The 601-nt window shown below is 41.1% G+C and carries 1 pseudogene; it reads right to left on the bottom strand.

What is annotated here, in order from left to right:
• Positions 1 to 218 precede the first annotated feature (218 nt).
• A pseudogene (locus R7Q11_RS27705) lies at positions 219 to 601 on the bottom strand (3'-5' exonuclease); the annotation flags it as partial.

The raw sequence follows: 601 nt of genomic DNA, 5'->3' as shown, positions 1-601 counted from the left end.
TTTAATCCCACCATTATTGTCGGTGCTCACGAATAATCTCCTTAACAATACGTGACCAAATTTAAATACTTTGTAGGAGTTTGAGTGATGATTAGTTCACATCACCAAGCACAAGTTTAAGTATATGTATTTTCTTAAAGTAGTAGCTCTCATTAGCATCTTAAAAGGAAATACCTCCATCGATCATTTGATGTTTTTGTGTTTAAGGTAAATAACATTTATTGCCAAATAGCAGAAATTGGCATGTCTCGGTTAAAGTGATATTGCAACTGAGCTTGAAACAACTCTGCCGTCGCCAATGCATCCGTTAATGCGTGATGCGGTTGATAAGCAGGCAGACCATATCGTTCCCGAGCATGCCCTAACCTCACTGACCCTGGCTTCTTACCTTTTAACTTATTCCAAATGCCTGAACATTCTCGGCGTTGAAGTGCGTACTCGATATCCAATGTATCGACGACGGGAAACTGAATCCCTTCGCCAATGGTGTTTAAAAGCGCATTATAAAAAAACTGCCGCTCGATATTCTTGTAGTGCACCAGCACCACCTTGCCAGCGAGTGCATCCAAAATCTCACCTAGTATTTGCGTTAATTGGGGCG

Source organism: Vibrio sp. 970 (assembly GCF_033339075.1).
This window is presented reverse-complemented; position numbering and strand designations above follow the sequence as displayed.